The following is a 19,926-nucleotide window of genomic DNA, read 5'->3' as shown; positions in this document are numbered from 1 at the left end:
ATGCAGCCTGCCTGTTTTCTTATTTAAATTTTGGAATATCAAAGGTTAATGTGTAATTGTCTAATAAGTCGTAAAAGCCTTTTAGATTTTTCACTTGCTTGGCTGCCCAACCAACATCTGTTGCATATTGGTGTGTCGCATAACCATAGCGTTCCATTCCTTTAGGATTCCATCTCATTTCATATAACGTGTCTTGTTGGTGGGTTGGATGATTGATGTATCCATCCGCAATAAACTTTGCACCACCGATGATCGCTGCTTCTGGTGTGAACCATCCTTCTTTATATGCCTTTTCAGACCCACAAGTTGTTGGACAGCTATCAAAAGCATGGATCCCAAACATGTTATACACGGTTCTTGGCTCAACTGGTTTCCCATCTACAGAGGTTACCAATACACCAGATGCTAACACTGATCTGCCGTAACCTGTTTCAAGCAATCCGTGAGAAATAAGATATAGCTCGTTGATGTTGTGAATTTTACCAGCATCTACAAAAGCTTGTCCCGTTCCTTTGAAAATTCCTTTGTTGTATAAAATTTTATTGTTTAATTCTGACGCATCTGCATATGCAGGCTCCGATAGTTTTAGGAACTGGAAAAACTCGGGTGCATCTTTTGCAACGCTTTGAGGATTCAAATGGTAAGCCACATCACTCGGGCTTGCGTTCACCCAGTATTGGTTAAACTGGATTTTATACCAGTCACCTTCACTGCCTAGTATTTTAAGTTGTGTACCGTCACTTACTTGACCAACAACCCAATAATTTTGCCCTGGACCTCCTCGAACATTTAAGTTTCCGCCGCCTAATGTCACTGTACCTTTACTTGGATCCTGATTATCTACTTGAACCAAGCTTTTATAGACATAGGTCGCATATCGCGTATCTGTCTGTGGAGGAGGCGTCGTTTGTAACTGCATGTTCAACGCTTGATCGTTCGTCACATTATAATTTGTGTAGTTATAGGTGATCGGTGCCTTCACTACAGGTTCCACTATTTCCATTTTGACATGCGCGTTCCCGGTTACCTCACTGTACTCCAATTGCAGTGTGTGTTTACCTTTTGTGAGGTTAACGGTCACTTCACGATAATCTGGATCCGATGGTTCCCATGAATCAAGCACCTTTTGTCCATCTACAAATAATCGTACACCATCATCTGCCCATAACTTAAACGTATGAGCACCCGCAACATTTGCAACCATCGTCTTCGATAATCGCATCGAAAAATGATCAGATGGTATGAATGGACTTGGTGACTGATCCTTCCAATCGAAGTTAACATCTTCTATCGCATTAATCGAGTTAACACCACCGATTATCACAGGATTTCCTTCAAGATTTACATTCGGGTAAACTTCCGCAAACCACTCTGCTTGATTGATAGATTCCTGGAAAGATTGAATATCCAAAGATACTTTACTACTTCCTGTAGCATCATAGTAATGCACTTCTACCCAATGGAGATCACTTTCACTTGCCGGAACATTTTTGCGATCTTGGACAGTTACCTTCATTGCATTTTCTTGGTACTGGCTATTGTCCCAGCGATCGATGACTAATTCACCATCAATATAAACCTTGATCCCATCATCTGCAAGAGCGCGAATGACGTAATCACCAGCAGGCATCCTTTGTGCCGATGTGTACACCGCACTAAAGTCATCCTGTTGGACTTTATTGGTTGGTGCATCCGTTTTATTATCTTCTAGTAGGTTCTTCCCTTTTAACACTTTTGCATCAACTGGATAACCCCTAGTCGTCGTATTGTTATAATAGTAAGCAAGCCAATCACCAACAGGTACGATATCAGCGAATACTGCTGCTTCACCTATAGTTTCTTGGTGTGTAGTGATTATTTCATGCATTCCCGCTTCAACACCTGTAAGGAGATTACGCTCGATACCAGCTTGTTCTTGAGCAGAAATAACCTTTTCTCCATCTACAAGCATTTCTACCGTGTCATCTGCAAAAGTTTGAACGAAATAATCGCCACTTTCTAAGTGTTGTGATTGATCAAATATACTTCTAAAGTGATCCACAGGTAAACGATCGGAAGGGCTACCATGTCCCCAGTTATAGCGAACTGTGGAATCTACAGGCATAAACGTTTTCGGGTCAGCCACTTTCATTTTTAAATGGCTGGAAAGCGTGTCTTCTTGGTACTCTACTACAATCTTGTTTTGACCAGCATCTAAATGGACATTTTGTTGATGCCATAGGGCTGGAGAGTACTCCCAATCTTCACTTACCTTCAATCCGTTTACAAACAATTTGTAACCGTCATTGGCACTGATATTAAAGTTATAATTCCCGGCCTCTGGTACCTGCATCATTTGTGTGAATCTAGCTGAATAATGATCTGCAGGGATACTTGGATGCGGTGATCCTTTGCCCCAATCAAAGTTCAAGCTATTGATTTCCTGTAACGAGCCTTTACCACCTAGAATAATTGGGTTACCTGTTAAGGTTTGGTTTGGATAGATTTCACCAACCCAGCCATTTGTGTCTAGTACATCTTCATATTTTTGAACGCTTAAGCCTACTTTACTAATTCCTACGTTCTCATAATATTCGACTTTGAGCTCATGCACATTCGAGCCATTTTTATCAGCTACATTAACTTTTACTGCTGTTTCACGATAAGCCCCATTGTTCCAATCATCGACGATTTTCTTTCCGTCCAAGTAGACACGAATACCATCATCGGATTTTGCGCGGAATACATATTCCCCCGCTTCGATTTTTGCAAAGGTCGTGTACGTTGCCGAGAACTGATCATCTGGCAAGCCTGGAATAGAACTGATCACATCTTCGAGGTTGAATGCATCCTTCGCCGTAACGACTTTGGAAGCAACCGGGTTACCACTCAAGTTTTTGTTTGGATAATAGTAAGATAGCCAGTCTCCAAATTTGACGGTATCGGAAAATACAAATGCTCGTCCTTTATTTTCATAATAATCGGTTTGAATCGTATGCTTTCCGGCCCTTACGTTTGGTAATAGCGCTTGGTTGATCGTACCGCCACTATTTGTCCAGCGATCAATCACTCTTTTTCCATCAAAAGCTACGCGAACACCATCATCTGCATACGTTTGAACAAAATAATCGCCTTTTTCGAGTTGCTTCTCATTGACAAACTGCCCTTTGAATTGATCCTCTGGGAAGCCTTCAGGAGAACCATAACTCCAGTTATACGCGACAGGTTGGTTCTTCACTCGATAGGTTGTCGGTGTTAGTTCTGCTTTTAATGCACTTGTTTTCGTGTCCTCATAATACTGCAACTCAATGGTGTTTTCGCCAGCGCGAAGTCCAACATTGGCCGTGCGTAGAGGGTTTGATTGCCATTTCCATGAATCTATGACTCTCTTGCCATTCACGAATGCACGAACACCGTCATTCGCGCGCACATCCATTCGATAATCCGTTGCGGTATCGAGTGTTACTTTTTTGAAAAAGCGCGCAGAATATTTATCGTTCGGAATTGTCTTGTGTGGAGAACCATTGCCCCAATCAAAATCAAGCTTGTCTATTTCCTTTAAAGCACCATTTCCTCCAAGAATAATTGGATTTCCTGTTAGCGTTTTATTAGTATAAACCTCACCGATCCATCCGTCTGTATTTTTTACATCCTCATACTTTTGCATGTTGAGTTGTACCTTGTTTTGACCTTTATTTTCATAGTACTCGACTCGTAATTCATGGACATTAGAACCGTTTTTATCTGCTACATTGACTTTTACAGCAGTTTCTCTAAAGCCACCATTATTCCAGTCATCAATGACTCTTTTTCCATCTAAATATACGCGCATGCCATCATCTGCTCGTCCTCGGATTACATATTCACCTGCAGGGATTCGTGCGAAAGTTGTATATTTTGCTGAAAAGTTATCCGATGGTGTTTCTGTTAAGGAAGTAAAGGTGTCTTCTAAATTGTGATGATTACCTGTTCCGGAGAGGACTTTAGCTTCAATGGGATTTCCACTAAGTGTCTTGTTTGGATAGTAGTAGGCTAGCCAATCTCCGAATTTTACTGTATCTGAAAATACAAATGCTCGTCCTTTGTTTTCGTAATAGTCTGTTTTAACCGTATGTGTGCCTTTTGCTATATTTGTTAGCAATGCCTGGTTAATTGTTCCACCACTATTACTCCAACGATCTATGACTCTCTTACCATTAAAATCTACCCGTACGCCATCATCGGCATAGGTTTGGATAAAATAATCACCTTGAATAAGGTTTAGCTTTTGTATATAAGACTGCTGAAATCCATCAACTGGTTGACCTTGTGGTGAACCATAACCCCAGTTAAAATGAACGGGGTCTGTACCTATATTTGCGGAGGTTGCGCCAACTATATTCGCATTAGCAAAAATAATCGTTGCAACACTTATCGAAGTTATCAATTGTTTGTTCTTATTTATTTTCAGACGCCTCCCTCAAATTACATCTTTCTTGTCAAAGAGACAACGATGTAATCGTATCATGGAGGCGTCTATTAATCTGCAAGTAAATTTAGGTAATTTTTATAGTTTTCTAGTTTGGTGGCATGATTGATTGCTTACTAAAAAAACATCTTACTTTCGTTTCCTTACTTTGGAAAATGCCCATAAGAACATTTGTTTATTAATGGCGTACGATACGAGACCATAGGTGATCAGTCCAATCAAAATAGACACACCAAATGTAATGTAGACGTGATCAACGAGTAACTGTGCCATCTTCACAACACCATACATGACTAAGGAAGCGAGTAGGCTTTTATATAAGACAAGCGCTAACTCGATCCATTTCACTTGGATGTTTTTCCTTATACATATGAATTTTGTTATCTCAAGAATGACAATTTTTATCACTTCTGCAAAAGCAACATAGATGATCGAAAAACGTGTCGCTATATAAAATAATACGACCGCAAATACCAAGGTGATCGTACTGACCAGTAGCTCTATTTTCGGCCGGCCGATCGCACGAAAAATTTGGCCACCAACTGATCCAATCGCAGATATCCCTCCAGACAGGACTAATATTTTTAATAGTAATCCCGACTTGACCCATTCCGAACCGTAAAATAGTAGGATAAACGGATCCGCTACCGCTGAGATCCCGAAGCATATCGGGAGTGCGATAAATGCCAATCGCTGTGTAATATCTAAATATTTTTCTTTTAGGACGGTTAAATCGTTATTAAGACTCGATAATTCTGCAAAAGCAACCTTTCCAATTGCCCCCGCTATGTAAAACCTAACAAGTGAACCCCATTGCCAGGCTAATGTATAAAGCCCTAATGTATAGCTACCAAATACTCTACCTACAAAAAGATAATCAATATTATTATTGATGTAGGCAATCGATTGACTGCCCAACACATTTCCACTATAAGGAACGATTTCTTTCATCGCGTTCCAATCAAATTTCCCAATGACATCCTTGCCTCTTAGTACTAAGTAAACAACCGATTGTAACGTTGGACGGATCACATATCTTGCGGATATTGCTAGTAAGTGATAACCAGTTAACGCTAAAATAACTGCCGACACACTTGCTACAATCTCACACGACAGGTCAATCACTGCAATTTTCTTAAAGTTCTTCTCACGCATATACAATGCGCGAGCTGTGATAAAAAATCCACCAAGAAGTGACCCGATAGCAATATATCGGATGACTGTAATTACTTGCGTTTCTTGATAGAAGCTGCCAATTACACCGGCTGATGCGAACAAGATTGCAAATAGGACCACTGCAAAACTCACATTCAACCAAAAGCTTGTACTAATCAATATTTTCGTTAACGGAGATTTATAGATAATATAAGAGCTGATACCTGCTTCTTGCGCAATAACTACTGCTCCAGCAAACACCATCGCCATACCCAGGACACCAAAGATCTCAGGATATAACAGTCTAGCGAGCACAATGTTAGTAATCACGCCAATAAACTGGATGCCCGCCGTACTAGCAAAAGACCATAATGAATTTTTAAAAAAGGACATATGTATCACCTAACTTTGTCAGATTGAGAACATAGGGACAGTTCTTGGAAACATGGGGACGGTTCTCGTGTTTCCATTTTGGAAACAGAAGAACCGTCCCCATGTTTCCATTTTACACATAATTGCAGGTTTATAGACAGTAGAAAACCATCTCCTGTTTAGAGGAGATGGTGTGTCACGTCTTTTCCATTTACAACTTGACGGCCTACTGAATGGTATTCGATGTTGTGTTCTTGCATTTCTTCACGTGTAAAACAATTTCTACCATCAAAAATAATGGGATTACTTAAATGTTTCTTATAATCTCGTACCTTATATTCTTTTATTTCCTTCCAGTCCGTAAGAATGACCGCACAATCCGCACCTGAAATCGCCTCTTGAATAGAGGCTGTTAAATCAATTTGGGCTGGTAATACTTTTTTCGCATTTTCAGAAGCAATCGGGTCAAATGCCTTTATATTTGCCCCTTTCTTCAATAACTCTTTCACAACGGTAATGGAAGGTGCGCCTCTCATATCGTCTGTATTTGGTTTAAACGCTAAACCAAGTAAAGCAATGGTTTTACCAGTTACATCGCCTAATCTTTGTATCATTTTCTCTACAAAATACTTACTTTGGTTTTGATTGACGTGGATAACACTTTCGATAATTGGCATATAGTAATTCGATTTTCTACCGATCGAAAGTAACGCATGCGTATCTTTTGGAAAACATGAACCGCCATAGCCAATACCAGCTTGTAAAAAATCTTTGCCAATCCGCTTATCTAGCCCCATCGCATAGGAAACGTCATCAATATTTGCGCCGACCTTCTCAGAGAGGTTTGCCATCTCATTGATAAAACTGATCTTAGTGGCCAAAAATGCATTGGATGCATATTTAATCATTTCCGCACTTCTGAGGTCCGTTCTTACAATTGGTATATCAAACGGTTGGTTAATGCGTTCGATGATGTCCAATGCTCCTGGGTTGTCTGCGCCAATCACGATTCTTTCCCCGTTGAACGTATCATAGATTGCATTTCCTTGGCGTAAAAATTCAGGATTAGAGACAACATCAATCGTTACATTCTCTATTAAATTGTTTACAATGGTTTGTTTGATATGTTCATTTGTCCCTACTGGAACTGTACTTTTTGTTACAATAATCGTATCTTGTCTTAGATGTTGAGCTAAACTCCTACAAACAGCATCTACAAAACGAAGGTCTGCAGAACCATCTTGTTTAGGTGGTGAACCTACGGTAATATAAACGATTTGGCTGTTTTGAAGGGCCTCTTCGTAGCTAATAGTAAAGTGGAGTCGACCATTCGTATTGTTCCGATGAAGTAACTCCTCGAGTCCATCTTCATAAATCGGAGGGATTCCCTGCCTTAGTAAAGCGACTTTCTCTTCATTGATATCGATGCAAGTGACTTGATGTCCAATCTCAGCTAAACAAACACCTGTTACGAGTCCAACATAACCCGTTCCAATTACCGATATATTCATTGAACTTCCCGCCTTATTTTTGTTTTACTATTTTTTCATCCAAAAATTTTTGTATATCCACACGTAAATCCTCACGTTCTAACGCAAAGTCAATCGTTGCTTTTATAAACCCTAATTTGTTACCAATGTCATATCGTTTACCTGTAAATTCATAGGCAAACACTTTCTCAATTTTATTTAGCTCGTTAATCGCATCGGTCAGTTGAATTTCATTTCCAGCCCCTGGTGGTAGTGATGCTAATATCGGGAAGATCATTGGTGTTAATATATACCGCCCCATAATTGCTCGGTTGGATGGCGCTCTTTCCGAACTTGGCTTTTCAACAAGTGATTTAATTTCAAAGTGTTTATGTGTTTCATTGATCCTAGCGACAGGTTCAATGACCCCATATTTTGATATTAATTCCAACGGTACCTCTTGGACACCAACTACTGACCTCTGGTGCTCATTATAAACATCGAGTAGTTGCTTTAAGCATGGTACTTCCGATTGAACAATATCATCTCCAAGCAACACTGCAAATGGTTCATTACCAACAAAGGAACTAGCACAATGGATGGCATGACCTAAGCCTTTTGGTTCTTTCTGTCTTATGTAATGTATATTAGCTAAATTAGGTATCGATTGAACCATTTTTAACATTTCTGTTTTTCCTTTTTCAGCAAGCTTTTCTTCTAATTCATAGGAGATGTCAAAATGATCTTCGATTGCTCGTTTGCCACGGCCTGATACAATGATGATATCTTCAATTCCAGATGCAACAGCCTCTTCTACAATGTATTGAATCGTTGGTTTATCAACAATCGGCAACATTTCTTTTGGTTGAGCTTTCGTTGCCGGCAAAAACCTTGTACCAAGTCCTGCAGCAGGAATAATCGCCTTTCTTACTTTCATTACATTACTCCTCTCCAACTTTGTAAGAAATGCAAGATCGCCATTTAGTTCATTGTATTCATTGATTATCCCGTTCATTCAAATGTAGCTTAACATGTAGCAATTAATTGATCTATATCCCGTCGTTTCAGTCCATTGACGCCCTTTACAAACTTTACATTACAATAATATTAACGAACTAAAAAAGGAGGATTTTCTACATATTCCGATGTAAAAATCCCCCCTTCTTTAATTTTTTTGTAAATAAATATGGTTTTGTAAATCTTGTTTTACATTTATGTTATTTTTCATTTAACTTGCTTGTCGTTCCTTTTTCATTAGCTTAAGAAAGGTATTTATAAGTGGCTTTCTGCTAATAAGTCCAACAATCTCGGCGATTAACTGGAGCAATGCCAGAAATACGACAGATATAATTAAGGACAGACCTAAGGACGCATGAGAGAAAATAACACCTAAAGCACCGAAAATGGCACTAAACAAATAGATAATGAACACTGTTTTCCTGTGGCTAAATCCTGCATGTAATAGTTGATAATGTAAGTGTTTTTTATCTGGCATCATGATATTTTCACCATTGATCGATCTTCGTACAATTGCAAAAATGGTATCGAATATCGGTACTGCTAAAACAATGATTGGAATAATAAAGCTAAACAACGTCACGTTTTTAAATAATCCCAATAACGATATAATGGCGATCGTAAAACCTAAGAACATTGATCCTGTATCACCCATGTATATGGATGCCGGATGAAAATTATGCATTAAAAAGCCGAGATTACTTCCAATTAAAACAACACATAAATAGATGACGATGAAACTAACATCCATTAGTGCCATAATCAAAATACTAATCAACGCAATCGTCGATACACCAGAGGCAAGTCCATCTAGACCATCAATCAGGTTAATCGCATTCGTCACTCCTACGATCCAAAGCACGGTAACGATAATACTGAAATTATTTAGTTCAACTAGTCCAAAAAAAGGTATCGTGATTCGTTCGATAATAAGACCTGATGACATCACGATAGCCGTTGCAAGCAATTGACCGCCTAGCTTCACTACCGGTCTCAGTTGATATTTATCATCGAGAATACCAGTCAAAATGATAATACAAACGCCAATAGAAATCATAAAAAATTGCGGGTGGTACGGTTGCAAATAAAGTAATCCAAGTACGACACCCATGAACATCGCAAGTCCACCAAGCCTCGGTGTACTGAACTTATGAATTTTACGTGCATTCGGATAGTCGACAGCCCCAATTTTTATCGCTAATTTTTTGACTGGATACGTTAGAAGATACGTAGCTATTAAGGCTATAAGAAATGCAATTATTAAATGTATATAAAACATACTATTATCCCTACTTTTTTCTTCTTATCTTTACTATTAACAATTCCATTCGAATTATTATTATAAAATAATACCAACTATAAGGATTGTCTTTGGGTTCATTGGTTTTCCTTTACCATTATTAGCCCAATATAGATTTGGTAGACATTAAAGTTTGAAACTTTTCGCTATTGTATGGCTTTTTGGGTAGGATTTGTGGGTGTTTTGTGCGTGCGCATGGGATTTATGTCGTCCGTTTTGCCATATATGCGCCCATTCTCCGGATATTCGCGCCCGACTTTGGATTTATGCACTTTATGCGCCTGAGCTCTGTCTTTATGCGCCCGACCACACATGCCTGCAGTTCGCAATGTAGCTTGGCATGTTAAAATAGAACCTATTGTAAAAAAGCACTTCCCCAATATATTCGGAGAAGTGCTTCCTCTTTTTGTCCGTTATACTTCTTCTGTCTTACCTTTTTTCCTAGTCGCTAAACCTTTCACTTTCTCAGACAGATCATCAAATAACGTGTAAACAACCGGGATTAACAATAGCGTAAACACACTAGACACTGCTAAACCAAAGATAACGGTAATCGCAAGTGGTTGTTGTGTTTCTGCTCCTTCACCCCAACCTAGTGCTAATGGTAGCATCCCTAGAATGGTTGTTAGGGTGGTCATAAGGATTGGACGCATTCTGCTTACACCCGCTTCTAAGATCGCTTCAAATCGATCGAAGCCTCTGTTTCTGACGATGTTAATGTAATCCACTAACACGATCGCGTTGTTTACGACGATACCGGCGAGCATGATGACCCCAATGAAGGCAGTGATACTTAACGGCGTTCCTGTAATAAATAGTCCACCTAGTACACCGACAACCGTAGCTGGCATTGAGAACATGATAACCAGTGGGAACAAGAAGTTCTCAAACTGGACTGCCATTACCGCGTACACGAGGAAAATCGATAACATTAGCGCAAGCGCTAAATCAGTAAACGCTTCTGCCATGTCTTGTGCTTCGCCACCCACACTATAGGTGTATTCATCTGGGAATGCCATATTATCTAATGCCGCTTCCACATCCGCACTTACACTACCAAGATCTCTGTCCACGATATCGGAGTTAACGTTGACTTGGCGTTGTTGGTTATTACGCGATAGACTTGCAGGACTTTGCATTTGTTCAAAGTCAGCAATCGTTGCAAGTGGAACCGCGGATCCTGTTGGTGTTTGGATCGACATATTTTCTAAATCACTAATCGTACTACGCTCTTCTTCTGGATACATGAGCGCTACATTCATATCATCGCCATCTTCACGATATTGCATGATCGTTTGGCCTGTGAAGCCCATTTGGATTTGACTCATGACTTGCTGGTAGCTCAAGCCGTATTGTGCCGCCATTTCACGATCTACTAACACGTTCAGTTGTGGCGTTGTGTCAGAAATGGATGTGGTTGGATTATAAACACCGTCCACTTCTGAAATGGTATAGATCACTTGATCAGCTAGTTCACGCAAGACATCGTGCTCCGGACCATTGATTTGGATTTGGATTGGATTTCCGCCACCTAATCCACCACCCATAGAGCTTACCGATATTTCAGCACCTACAACACCTTCTAGCGCTGTATTAATTTCCTGCATCACTTGATCGGTCGTTTGATCACGTTCTTCTTGTGGCACCAGCTGTAGCGTGTAAGATGCGGTGTTCGAACTACCTCCGCCCATTATGCCCGCTGCAGCATCGCCACCACTGATCGACATATAGTTCACATCAATGACGTCATTAAATGCCTCTAGTCTTTCATTTACTTCTGTAGCAACTTCTTCCGTTTTCTCTTTTGTTGTTCCTGTTGCCGTTTCAACGGAAATATTTATTTGACCTTGATCGCCTTGTGGAATGTATTCTGTTCCAATGAAAGGAGCTAAAGCTAAGCTTCCTCCAATCGCAAGGATCGTTACTAGGATCGTTGTTTTTCTGAATTTCAACGACTTGCGCAGAACGCGTTCATAGCCGCCGTTAAACTTATTTAATACTTGATCAAACCAATATCTTCGTCCGTGATCTGACATTGCTTTTGAAAGCAACTTCGATGACAACATCGGAATGAGCGTAATTGAAGCCACTAACGATGCAATTAAGGCAAAAGATACCGTTAAAGCAAGTGGTGTAAAGATCTCTGACGCTATTCCCTCTACGAATACGATTGGTAAAAATACAACTAAGGTAGTTGTTGTCGATGCGATTACTGCTGGCGCAAGTTCTGATGCACCTTTTTTCGCTGATTCGATCATACTATACCCTCGTTGTCGATACGATACGATATTTTCCAAAATAACGATTGAACTATCGACCATCATACCGAGACCAAGCGCTAGTCCACCCATCGTTAATACGTTGACCGTTTCACCTGTAAAATACATGAGTGTAAAGGTTGCGACAATTGCGATCGGAATCGATAATCCAACGACAATTGTAGCCCGGATACTTTTCAAGAAAAGTAACAAGATAAGGAGGGCAAACACACCACCTAAGACCATGTTTTGAATCACCGATGATATCGACGATTTAATAAATGTAGAGGTATCTACCACAACATCTAGCTCAACATCGGACGGAAGATCGCCATTTAGGTCCTCGATTGCTGCTAAGATATTTTCCGATACTTCTACTGTATTTCCATCTGATTGCTTCATAACAGAAAGTACAACCGATTCTTTATTGTTTACTAAGGATGTACCAGATTCTCGGAATACATCATTCACAGCGGCTATATCCTCGACATGGACAGTAGCTCCTTGCGGGGTCTGGATAATCGTGTTACGAATATCGTCAACCGATTGATAATCCCCATTGATTCTGATTTGTAAGTCTTTATCCCCTTTGGATACCGTACCTGCGGATGCAGAGCGGTTTGCACCATTTAAGGATTGCATGACGGTATTTGAATCTAAACCGTATTGTGCAAGTTTTGAGCGATCAAGTTCTAACTCGATTACTCGCTCTTTTCCACCCTCAACGGTTACTGATGCCACTCCACCTTGACGTTCAAAGTAAGGGACCACTTGTTCTTCGGCAACGTCTTGTAACTTAACGACGTCATCACCTGTTAGGCCCACCCACATGATTGGCATTTGGTTAGGGTTAAAACGAAGTACGCTTGGGTCATTTGCCGTTTCCGGAAGCATTCCTTTTACTTGGTCAACGCTTTCCCGAACTTCGAGTAATGCGTTATCGAGATTTACTCCCGTATCGAACATTAAAATCACGAGTGATGCTCCCGATTGAGACTGGGATTGAATCGTATTAACACCCTCAATCGAGCTAAGCGCTGACTCAATTGGTACACTAACTTGTTTTTCTACTTCTTGCGGTGCAGCATCTGGATAACTTGTAGCCACTACTGCAATTGGTAAATCTATTTCTGGAAAAAGGTCTATTGCTAAGTTTCTTACCGATATAATACCGAGTGCGATAATCGCTAAGACAACCATGATCACGCCAACTGGGCGCTTGACGGAAGTATTTACTAACTTCATGGATTACTCTTCCTCCTTCATGATTGTCACTTGATTACCATCAGAAAGCGTTAGCTGTCCACTTGTTACGACAGTATCTCCTTCAGCTAATTCTCCTTCAATCGCAGTAAAATCTGTTTGCGCTTCAAGGACTGTTACTAGTCGTTTTTCTACTACATCATCGCTGACTACATAGACAAATGACTCATCCGCTTCTTCGACTAATGCCGTAGTTGGGATAATTAACGCGTCACTTATAACTTTTTCAGGGACAGTAATCTTTGCAACCATGCCAGGCTTGATTTTTTTATCTTCATTTGATAATGAAAGTTCAATCGTATATAAACCCGTGTCATTTGCTACAGATGATAGGTAGTCAATGTCCGCTGTTGCTTCAAGGTCAATACTAGAAAAAATTGCTGTTGCTTCTTCATTGTCTTGAAATAGCGTTAAGTAATTTACCGGAACGTTCACTTGTATGTTTACGGTATCAAGGTCTACAATCGTAGCAATCGGATTTTGGTTAGAAACCATGGATCCTTCCTCGATGTCTAGTGAAACAATCTCGCCATCAGCAGGTGCTTCGATATCGACAGTGCCATATTGTGCACTTGTCATTGTCGCGATCACATCTTCTTCTTCTATTTGATCACCTTTACTTACTTCTACCGACTCAATTTCCCCTGGTGAACTCGGGATAATTGGTGTTGTTGCATTCGGTGCCGTTCTGCCATAAAAGCTTTTTTCAATGACTAAATTATCTTTTGTGACCTGGTCTACTTCGACCGGTGTCACCGTTTCCTTTTCTGTGTCTGTTTCTGTATTTTCTTCTGTACATGCAGCTAACAATAATACTAGTGCTATCATTAGCATAAATCCTATCTTTTTCATTTGGATGTTGTCCCCCTCTATTCTTGTGATAGCAACGTAATATCAAGTAAAGCTGCTATCTTTTTACATGGCTCTTGTAATGCTGGTTCGTGCTGCAGATGTGCAAGCATGCCTTGCATGATGATCTTTTTCGGTTGCTTTTTCACTCGTTCACTATCTATGACGTCAGCGGCTTCACGCAGCTGTTGTTTTTCTTCCAGACTTATGTCTAACTGTTCAATCGATTCTCTTAAGTGATCCAATATACTTTTCACTTCATCAGGACTCGCATTTTGTAAAGCTTGATAGTTGAGCTGTTCCAGTTTAATTTGCGTTGGTTCGCCACTAACAATCATGGCTTTAGCCATATCATCATATCTGTTTACAATAAACGTTGCGAGCTCTTTTGCATTAAACTGAATATCGTGTAAGAAGAGCCACTTAAAGTAACCTTGCAACATGCCGTCAAATTGGATTGACGCGTCTACGATATACGGCTCTAAGTCTGCACCATATATTTCTGTTAACGCTCCACTTATCCATTTAAAAGCCGCTTTATTTAATCGTAAAACTAATTCGTCCATTTGCTTTCCTAATTGTAGATTGTCCCTGAAATGCATGATAATGTATTCTTTATGATCTCTTAGCATTTCCAAGAACAATTGAATTTGTTCCATTAACTTTTGTTTTGGTTCGATATCTTGTTTTCGTATATGTTCCATCTTTTCAAAGACCAGATTTGTATAGTATTCAAAAATGGATACGGTCAAATTCTCTTTGGAATCGAAATATAAATAAAATGCCCCCTTTGATACTTCACTTTTTTTCGCTATTTCTTGGATGGACGTGGCATGAAACCCCTTTTCAGCAAAAAGCTTCATACTCTCTTCAATTATTCGCTTCTTTTTTTCATGCATTTTCTCACCTTGCTTTGTTTTTATTTACGATAAGGATGTTCATTTGTTTCACTTTTATTATTCTTGGATGACCAGTCAGTCAGCCAAAGGTGAACCGCGTTTTTTCTGACCGGTCAGTCAGTACGATCATACTATATCATAAATGGAATCTATTTGAAAAGTATTATGTAATATTTTTTAATGTAAAGGAAGGAGCTCTTGGTTATCCAAGAGCTCCCACGTTTAGATGAGATGTATTACTTGTCTTCATCCTCGTTCATTGTATCTTCGTTTGTTGCATCTGTTTGTTCGTCTGTAACGTCATCTCCACCGTTTTCTTCATTACCAGTGGTATCGCCTTCATCTCCCATGTTGTCGCCATTCTGATCGTCACCCATCAGATCATCCGTTTCTTCTTGGATTTCGTCGCCAACATCTTCACCAGTATCTTGGATGTCATCACCCATGTCTTCCATTTCGTCTCCCATTTCTTCCGCAGGTGCTTCTACATCGTCATCTTCTGGTGGTGGGTTTTGTTCATCATCGTTCCCAGCACACGCTGTTAGCAAAGTTACTGCAAAAACTGGTGCACTAAGTTTATATAACCATTTCTTGTCCATCGTTATTTCCTCCTTCATGAAGTAAAATTTCTATATTAGCTTTCCCATTTCTCGAAAAAAATTCGAGCATAAGTTGTTGTTTCTGAAATTTTTTTTATAACAACTCCAATAAAGTAGGATCCTTCACCGGTTTTGCCCATCCCATATACAACTGTTTTGTAATAACAGTCGAGAATAGCGTTCATCAAGAAGCGCTTTTTTATACATATAGCACCGCAATGCTTTTGGAGAGATTAGTGCACTCGCATTTTACCGATGATACGTATTTCAGTGAACCCGACATGTATTTCAGTGAAAACGACACGTTATTCAGTGAACTCGACACGCATTTCAGTGAGTACGACACTTAATTCAGTGTACCCGACACACATTTCAGTAAGTAAGAGCATCCGGTCCACTAAAAAACGCTAGGGAAAATATCCCCTAGCGTTTATTTAATCGCAAACATTATTTCTGCTTCGCATGCAAGCTCACCATCAACAGTTGCGGTGGCTTTTCCTTTTCCAATTGGCCCTTTTAAACGAATGATTTCCACTTCTAAGCGAAGCTGATCACCTGGTTTTACCTGACGTTTGAAGCGACATTTGTCAATGCCTGCTAAAAAGCCGATTTTGCCTTTATTTTCTTCCTTATTAAGGATCGATACGGCTCCAACTTGTGCAAGAGCTTCCACAATTAGAACTCCAGGCATTACTGGATAATCAGGAAAATGCCCTTGGAAAAATGGCTCGTTAATCGTCACATTTTTCTTACCAACAACACGCTTTTCTTCCATTTCCGTAATTTCATCTACCAATAAAAATGGATAACGGTGCGGGATTGTTTCTTTAATTTGTTGAATATCAAACATACACTTTCTCCCTCCATATGTAAAAAGTTAATCGTAGCTATTAACGATTAACTTTGTAGTCATTTATTATTCGGCGATCACAATATCTATGATGTGGCGCCATGTATCTAAATCAAGTGCTTCGATTGGGTTTCCATCACCTATCACACCATATCCTACCATCATTCCACCAAATAAACCGACTAAAGCAAGAACGAGCACAACGATAACACGTAACCAAATTGGAAAAACACGACGAACAGGCATACGGTTTAGTTTCTTTTCCGCACGCTGTTTTCTTTTCTGACTCTTCCTGTCATTATGGTCTTGTTTTTTTATCTTACGGTCTATTTTCATTTCATCTTTTTGAAGTTGACGTTGATCACTTCTTTTTACCGGTTGTGTCACTTCTTTTGCTTCTGAACTAGCCATAGTTTGGTGACTCCTTACTTTTAGAAAAACGGTCGTTTTTCTTAATACTTAAAATTTATTTTCCTTTAGTCCATGGAATATATACATCTACTTCTAATATAAAAATATATACGCCATTTGTCTAGAGAAAGATTTTAACGGAGTTGGTTAATCAAACCACTCATTTGATCATTCATAGAAATGGTTCGCGCATTTAATTGGTATGCACGTTGCGTCAATACAAGGTCAGACATTTGCTTCGTTAGATCAACATTTGCGTTTTCTAACGATCCAACTTTAACGTTTCCAATTCCTGGTCCAAGATCTTGAAGGATCTCATTTTCATCAAATTGATCAAGTGCCTCCTGAGATAAACGGAAATTATTATCTCCGACTGCTTCTAGCATACGTGGACGAATTGCTTCAACAAAGGCTAGTTGTCCTTCGGCTTCATCCACACCATTTCTTCTCACCAGCAAGCGTCCATCTTCTGCTAAGGATATGGACTCAAATCCTTCCACAATTCTGATCGGTCCGTCTTCCCCGATAAGTGGGTGGCCATCGGCGGTTGTTAACATGACAGTCCCATCATCCATTGGGTTTAAATAAAAGTTACCAGAACGTGTATATTGTGTTTCGGTTACCCCATTCTCTGTCACACTAACCTGAAATAGATGATTTTTTTCTGTTAATGCTACATCTAAAGGCCTGTCCGTCTGTTGCAGTGCGCCGATAGAAAGATCGATATTCGTGTGCGCAAGCTTTGCACCTGAACCAATCCGGATTCCATCTGGTGTAACTCGACCTTCTTCATTGGCAGGGTCTCTTAGATTATCTATTTGTTGAATTAATAGCGAGGAAAAATCAGCTTGCCTGCTTTTGTATCCAGCTGTGTTCGTATTCGCTACATTATGCCCGATCACATCTAGCCTTTTTTGTAATTGGCCCATCGTCACGGCAGCTTGTATAGACATTCTACTCATCTAAGTTTGCCTCCCCTTACGTTACTCTTCCGATCTCATTCACTGCTTTTTCCATACTACGGTCGTAAGCTTGTAAAACTTTTTGATTTGTTTCGAAATTACGATAGGCTTGCATCATTTCTGTTACCGTTTGGTTCATGTCCACATTGGAATCTTCTAGACTGCCTTGTTGAATGGAATACGTAACATCCGCATTATCTCGAACATCTGTTAAAGCCTCTTGGTCTTCGGCTAACTGATAAAGCCCTTCACCTTCTTTGATCAGTTGATTAGCGTCTGGGCTATAGGCTAGTCCTAATGGAATTGCTTGGCCTGCTAGTTCAACATTTCCTTCCGGCGTTACATTGAATTCTTGCCCGTCCGTTAAAATTGGATTACCATCTTGGTTTAACACGTAATACCCTTCGTTTGAAGTAAGGTAGCCTTGCCCGTCAACCGTGAAATTACCATTTCTGGTATAGCGAACGTCGCCATCCCCATTTTGAACGGTAAAAAGTACGTTACCCGTTTCATCTGGCATTGTTCCATTTACGATCGCCATGTCTGTTGTCGTACCTGTTGCACGCAATGCACCTTGCGTAAAATCAGGAATCGTTTCCTGTACGTAAACACCAGTATTAATGGAACCGATTGTAGTACTTTGTGGTATTCGACGACCCTGAGAAGTTGGCATCGTGTTAGATTCCATCCGTTGTATTAACAATTCAGGAAAAGATTTTAGCGTTGCTTGGTCCCGTTTATAACCAGGTGTTAGTGCATTCGTCAAATTATTCGACAGTGTTTCTTGTCTACGTTGTTGTGCAATCATACCGGCTGTCGCTGTATAGTATCCTCTTAACACGGTTTATTCCCCCTCTCCAAGCTTCATCGTAACCATTCTCTATGTAGTGTAACTCTCAAAATATGTTTTATTTTTACAAATTTCGCATATTAGGCAAAATAAAAAGGCTTATACGATTTTTCTTTTTTCAATTTTATCAATGTTTTCCAACATAATGCCTGTACCTTTTGCCACACAGTTCATTGGCTCATCTGCTAATAATACCGGTACGTGTAATTCTTCTGCTAGTAGTTGATCTAAGCCGTGTAATAACGCACCGCCACCTGTTAAAATAACACCACGATCGATGATATCTGCCGATAATTCAGGAGGTGTTTGTTCTAAAACTGTTTTTGCAGCTTGAACGATAAGCGCTACAGATTCACGTAATGCTTCTTCTACTTCGCCTGAACGGATCGTAATTGTGCGTGGCAAACCACTTACCATATCGCGACCACGGATATCAATTTCTTCATTTCTTGCACCCGGGAATACGGTTGCAACTTGTATTTTTATATCTTCAGCTGTACGCTCTCCAATTAAAAGCTTGTACTTTCTTTTTACGTAACTAAGTATTTCAGCATCGAATTTATCTCCAGCCATCTTAATCGATTGCGCTGTTACGATATCACCCATCGATAAAACCGCTACGTCTGTCGTTCCACCACCGATATCGACTACCATGTTACCACTCGGTTGGAATATATCCATCCCAGCACCAATTGCCGCGATTTTCGGTTCTTCTTCTAGATAAACTTTCTTACCACCAGATTTCTCTGCTGCTTCTTTAATCGCTTTTTGTTCTACTTTCGTGATGTTTGTCGGGCAGCAAATAAGCATTCTAGGCTTTGATAAGAAACCACGTACATTTATTTTATTAATAAAATATTTTAACATCGCTTCCGTTACATCAAAGTCAGCAATTACTCCATCTTTAAGTGGTCGTATTGCTTCGATATTTCCAGGTGTTCGGCCAACCATGCGACGTGCTTCATCTCCGACTTCAAGTACTCTACCTGTCGTTCGATCCATGGCAACAACCGATGGCTCGTTTAAAACAATACCTTTTCCTTTTACGTGTATTAAAACGTTTGCTGTACCGAGATCAATTCCAATATCCCTAGAAAACATGAGTTGATCCTCCCTGCCTATTTTAGTTGCGTCGCATCCGTACTTGAACACAATGCTTCTAAGTATATATATTATCACAAATTAATATATTTAGTTACAGTAATAGAAAAAAAAGTTAATTGTA

The 19,926-nt window shown here is 39.8% G+C and carries 14 protein-coding genes; all 14 read right to left on the bottom strand.

From position 1 onward, the window contains the following. Nucleotides 1-19: 19 nt before the first annotated feature. Nucleotides 20-4,405, bottom strand: a complete 4,386-nt coding sequence (locus tag NYQ66_RS04940; RefSeq protein WP_259867486.1) for a PA14 domain-containing protein — start codon at nt 4,403-4,405, stop codon at nt 20-22. A 171-nt stretch (nt 4,406-4,576) separates the two neighbouring features. Continuing rightward, nucleotides 4,577-5,995, bottom strand: coding sequence for a lipopolysaccharide biosynthesis protein (locus NYQ66_RS04935; RefSeq protein ID WP_259867484.1), 1,419 nt, complete (start codon nt 5,993-5,995; stop codon nt 4,577-4,579). A gap of 158 nt (nt 5,996-6,153) precedes the next feature. Continuing rightward, a complete protein-coding gene (locus tag NYQ66_RS04930) occupies nt 6,154-7,485 on the bottom strand; it encodes a UDP-glucose dehydrogenase family protein (protein WP_259867482.1) in 1,332 nt (443 codons plus the stop codon). A 13-nt stretch (nt 7,486-7,498) separates the two neighbouring features. After that, the gene (gene galU / locus NYQ66_RS04925; RefSeq protein ID WP_259867480.1) at nt 7,499-8,380 is read right to left on the bottom strand and encodes a UTP--glucose-1-phosphate uridylyltransferase GalU; all 882 of its coding nucleotides are present in this window, start codon (nt 8,378-8,380) and stop codon (nt 7,499-7,501) included. A 291-nt stretch (nt 8,381-8,671) separates the two neighbouring features. Further along, nucleotides 8,672-9,739, bottom strand: coding sequence for a glycosyltransferase family 4 protein (locus NYQ66_RS04920; RefSeq protein ID WP_259867478.1), 1,068 nt, complete (start codon nt 9,737-9,739; stop codon nt 8,672-8,674). A gap of 434 nt (nt 9,740-10,173) precedes the next feature. After that, nucleotides 10,174-13,263, bottom strand: coding sequence for an efflux RND transporter permease subunit (locus tag NYQ66_RS04915; protein WP_259867476.1), 3,090 nt, complete (start codon nt 13,261-13,263; stop codon nt 10,174-10,176). A gap of 3 nt (nt 13,264-13,266) precedes the next feature. Continuing rightward, nucleotides 13,267-14,133, bottom strand: a complete 867-nt coding sequence (locus tag NYQ66_RS04910; RefSeq protein WP_259867474.1) for an efflux RND transporter periplasmic adaptor subunit — start codon at nt 14,131-14,133, stop codon at nt 13,267-13,269. Between the two features lie 17 nt (nt 14,134-14,150). Beyond that, nucleotides 14,151-15,029 carry a TetR/AcrR family transcriptional regulator gene (locus NYQ66_RS04905; RefSeq protein WP_259867473.1) on the bottom strand — a complete coding sequence of 293 codons (879 nt, stop codon included), beginning with the start codon at nt 15,027-15,029 and terminating at the stop codon, nt 14,151-14,153. A 236-nt stretch (nt 15,030-15,265) separates the two neighbouring features. After that, a complete protein-coding gene (locus NYQ66_RS04900; protein ID WP_259867469.1) occupies nt 15,266-15,628 on the bottom strand; it encodes a hypothetical protein in 363 nt (120 codons plus the stop codon). 430 nt (nt 15,629-16,058) lie between these two features. Beyond that, nucleotides 16,059-16,478 (bottom strand): 3-hydroxyacyl-ACP dehydratase FabZ, encoded by a 420-nt coding sequence (fabZ, locus tag NYQ66_RS04895; RefSeq protein ID WP_259867467.1) that lies wholly within the window; start codon nt 16,476-16,478, stop codon nt 16,059-16,061. A gap of 66 nt (nt 16,479-16,544) precedes the next feature. After that, entirely contained in the window at nt 16,545-16,889 is a 345-nt protein-coding gene (locus NYQ66_RS04890; RefSeq protein WP_259867465.1) for a DNA-directed RNA polymerase subunit beta, read from the bottom strand. Nucleotides 16,890-17,023: 134 nt separating this feature from the next. Continuing rightward, the gene (locus tag NYQ66_RS04885; RefSeq protein ID WP_259867463.1) at nt 17,024-17,851 is read right to left on the bottom strand and encodes a flagellar hook-basal body protein; all 828 of its coding nucleotides are present in this window, start codon (nt 17,849-17,851) and stop codon (nt 17,024-17,026) included. A gap of 16 nt (nt 17,852-17,867) precedes the next feature. After that, entirely contained in the window at nt 17,868-18,692 is an 825-nt protein-coding gene (locus NYQ66_RS04880) for a flagellar hook-basal body protein (RefSeq protein ID WP_259867462.1), read from the bottom strand. Nucleotides 18,693-18,800: 108 nt separating this feature from the next. Further along, the gene (mreB, locus tag NYQ66_RS04875; RefSeq protein ID WP_259867460.1) at nt 18,801-19,802 is read right to left on the bottom strand and encodes a rod shape-determining protein; all 1,002 of its coding nucleotides are present in this window, start codon (nt 19,800-19,802) and stop codon (nt 18,801-18,803) included. Between the last annotated feature and the right edge of the window lie 124 nt (nt 19,803-19,926).

Origin of the sequence: Aquibacillus koreensis, assembly GCF_025154055.1 — a bacterium.
GTDB classification, from domain to species: Bacteria; Bacillota; Bacilli; order Bacillales; family Amphibacillaceae; genus Aquibacillus_C; species Aquibacillus_C koreensis.
This window is presented reverse-complemented; position numbering and strand designations above follow the sequence as displayed.